Source organism: Curtobacterium flaccumfaciens (assembly GCF_051548005.1).
GTDB lineage: Bacteria > Actinomycetota > Actinomycetes > Actinomycetales > Microbacteriaceae > Curtobacterium.
The window spans coordinates 1-3,057 of record NZ_JBPUGH010000231.1; the positions used below are offsets into that span (position 1 = coordinate 1).

At 71.7% G+C, this 3,057-nt stretch carries 3 protein-coding genes; 1 reads left to right on the top strand and 2 read right to left on the bottom strand.

Annotated elements, in window-relative coordinates; all coding sequences use genetic code 11:
• Positions 1-978 (bottom strand): protein kinase domain-containing protein (locus ACSW7Y_RS16755; RefSeq protein WP_438127361.1); only part of this gene is annotated, 978 nt, incomplete at its 3' end.
• Positions 979-1,161: 183 nt separating this feature from the next.
• Complete coding sequence (locus ACSW7Y_RS16760; RefSeq protein WP_438127362.1) at positions 1,162-2,430, bottom strand: LysM peptidoglycan-binding domain-containing protein; 1,269 nt, start codon at positions 2,428-2,430, stop codon at positions 1,162-1,164.
• 172 nt (positions 2,431-2,602) lie between these two features.
• Here ACSW7Y_RS16760 and ACSW7Y_RS16765 point away from each other — a divergent pair, with 172 nt between their 5' ends.
• Positions 2,603-2,959 carry an Rv2175c family DNA-binding protein gene (locus tag ACSW7Y_RS16765; RefSeq protein ID WP_438127363.1) on the top strand — a complete coding sequence of 119 codons (357 nt, stop codon included), beginning with the start codon at positions 2,603-2,605 and terminating at the stop codon, positions 2,957-2,959.
• Positions 2,960-3,057: the final 98 nt, after the last annotated feature.

Below are 3,057 nucleotides of genomic sequence, written 5' to 3' on the forward strand. Positions count from 1 at the left end.
GTCGAGGACGGTGGTGTCGTCGGTGTCGTCGTCCGGTGCCGAGCCGTACGACGCCGGCGTGTGCGAGGCCGGCCCGTCGGACGGGAGGATCGCCGTGGCGTTCTCGGGACGGAGCACCGCGGTCCGGTACTGCCCGGTGGCCCGCTGGGCACCGCCCGACATGTGGTCGAGCATCTCCCGCGCGTCGGCCGGCCGGTCGTCCGGGTTCCGCGCAGTCGCCCAGGCGACGAGCTCGTCGAGCTCCGGCGGGACCCCGGCGACCGCTGCGCTCGGGCGCGGCACGGTGTCGTTCGCGTGCTGGTACGCGATCTGCATCGGCTGGTCGCCCTTGTAGGGCTGCTCGCCGGTGAGCATCTCGTAGAGCATGATGCCGAGCGCGTAGATGTCGCTGCGGGAGTCGGCAGCGCCCCGGGTCACGAGCTCGGGGGAGAGGTACGCGATCGTCCCGAGCAGCGCGGCCCCCGTCGCGGTGTTCGCCGTCGTGGCCCGAGCGAGGCCGAAGTCGCCGAGCTTGATCCGTCCGTCGTCGGCGAGCAGGACGTTCTCGGGCTTGAGGTCGCGGTGCACGATGCCGGCGCGGTGCGCGGACGCGAGCCCGGCGAGGACGGCACGGAGGATGTCGGTCGCCTGCTCGGGCGTGAGGGCGTGGTGCTCCTGCAGGAGGTCCCGCAGCGTGATGCCGGGGATGTACTCCATGACGATGTAGGCGGTGTCGTCCTCGGCGCCCTGGTCGTACACGCCGACGAGGTTCGGGTGCGAGAGCCGGGCGGCCGAACGGGCCTCCTGGATGAAGCGCTCGCGGAACGCCTGGTCGTCGGCGAGGTGCCCGTGCATGATCTTGATCGCGACGCGCCGCTCGAGCCGGACGTCGGTCGCGAGGTAGACCGTCGCCATGCCACCGCGGGCGATGCGTGAGCGCACACGGTACCGTCGGTCGATCATCCGACCGATCATGGGGTCCGTGGCGTTCGTGGTCATCTGCGGCATTCTACGAATCCGGACGGCAGGAGCCCGTACTGACGCTCCGACCGTTACCCGATCTCGACCTCTGGGATGAGGGCGACTGGCCGATCGGATGAGGGATCGTCACGTACCCACCATCGCCGACACGGCGCCGGCGACGACCGGGGCGACCGGCTGCCGTCGTGCAGGCGGTCCGCCTCAGAGCGACGCGAGCCAGGTCTCCGCCGGGCCGGCCCACTTGGCGTACGCCGTCGGGTACGCCGACACCTGCACGGCCTGCGCCGCGTCCGTCACGCTCATGGACGCCCAGCCGAAGACGCCGAGCAGCCCGCGGGTCTTGCCGGGGTTGCCCGCGAAGAAGCGCTTGGCCGCGGTCGCGGGGTCCTGCAGGGAGGCCGCGCTGCCCCAACCCTGGCTCGGCCGCTGCTGGAACAGTCCGACCGAGTCGCGGTCGCCGTGCGAGAGGTTGCGCAGGCTCGACTCCTGCATCGCGGCGGCGAGGGCGACGACGAGTCCGCGCTGCGGGACGCCGAGCGACCGGCCGACGCTGACGATCGTCGCCGCGTTCCGCCACTGCTCGGCGCTGAGGACCGTGCTCGAGACCGATGCTCCGGTGGACCCGGTGGAGGTCGACACGGCTGCCGTCGCCGTGGCTCCCGGCAGCACGAGCGTCTTGCCCGCGTAGATCGTGCTCGTGTAGCTGAGGCCGTTCGCGGCGAGGAGGGCCTTCACCGACACGTGGTGTGCGGCGGCGATGGACGCGATCGTGTCGCCGGAGGCGATCTTCACGTGCCCGCTGCTGCTCGGAGCCGTGGACGCCGGACGTGCCGGGGCGGCGGACGCCGGGGCGCTCGGAGCCGAGGACGACGGGACGCGCAGGGTCTGGCCGGGGTAGATGACGCTCCGCTGCGAGAGGTTGTTCGCGCGGAGGAGTGACTGCGTCGACACGCCGATCCGGGAGGCGATGCCCGAGACCGTGTCGCCCGAGCGCACGTGGTAGCTTCCCGTGGCCGACGTCGTCGTCGTCCGCGCCGGAGCGGCCTGCACCGCGGGGGTGCTCGCGAGGTGGAGGGTCTGGCCCGGGTGGATGATCGTGTTCCAGCCGAGGCCGTTGCGCACGAGCACCTCCTGCGCGGAGAGGCCGTAGCGTGCGGCGATCGCGGAGACGGTGTCTCCCTGCCGGACGGTGTACGTGGTCGGGGTCTTCGTCACGGCCGCGACGGTGGTCACGGTGGTCTCGGCCGGACGCGCGACGGCGGTCGTGAAGACCGGGCCGTCGCTCTCGTTGCGGTCCTGGTCGACGTGCCGCTTGTTCGCTCCGCCCTCGTCGTCGTGTCGAGCCTCGACGTGCGCGACGGGTCCGGTCAGGCCGGCGGTCACGGCGATGGTCCCCGCGAGGACGATCGGCATGGTCGCGAAGCGGGCGGATCGCGCCCGGCGGGCGGCCTCGTCTGCAGCGTTGTCCACGGTGGTCTCCTGTCCTCGGTGAGCCGTTCACGCGCGCGTTTGCGCACTCACAGGTGGCTCAACGCTGGCATGGGCTGATTCCCAAGTCAACCAGAGAGTCGGATGTTGCGTGTGTGACTCGTGTGACGAACGAGGTGCACGGCACCTCGCGTCGCTCTGGCAACATGGGCGTGTGAGTCCTGCACCCACTGACGACGCGTCCCTCTCCGAGCGCTGGCTGACGGTCCCTGACCTCGTCGAGCTGCTCGGTGCCACCCCCGGCCGGATCCACCGGCTCTTCGAGCAGAAGACCCTGCTGCCCGCGCGGGTGGACGGTGTCCTCAAGGTCCCGAGCGAGTTCCTGGACGGCTCCGAGCCGATGCCCGAGCTGCGGGGCACGCTCATCGTGCTCGGCGACAACGGCTTCTCCGACGACGAGGCGGTGCGCTGGATGCTCGCCGTCGACGACGCGATCGGCGACTCGCCGATCAACGCCCTGCGCGCCGGTCGCAAGGCCGAGGTGCGTCGCATCGCGCAGTCGCTGCTCTAGCTGCGACCGCTGCGGTCGCAGCTCAGTGCTGGCCGCTCTGTGCTCGTAGCTCTCTGCTGGCGGCGACCCGGTGACGGCCTGGAGGCGCGGTGCGGGCC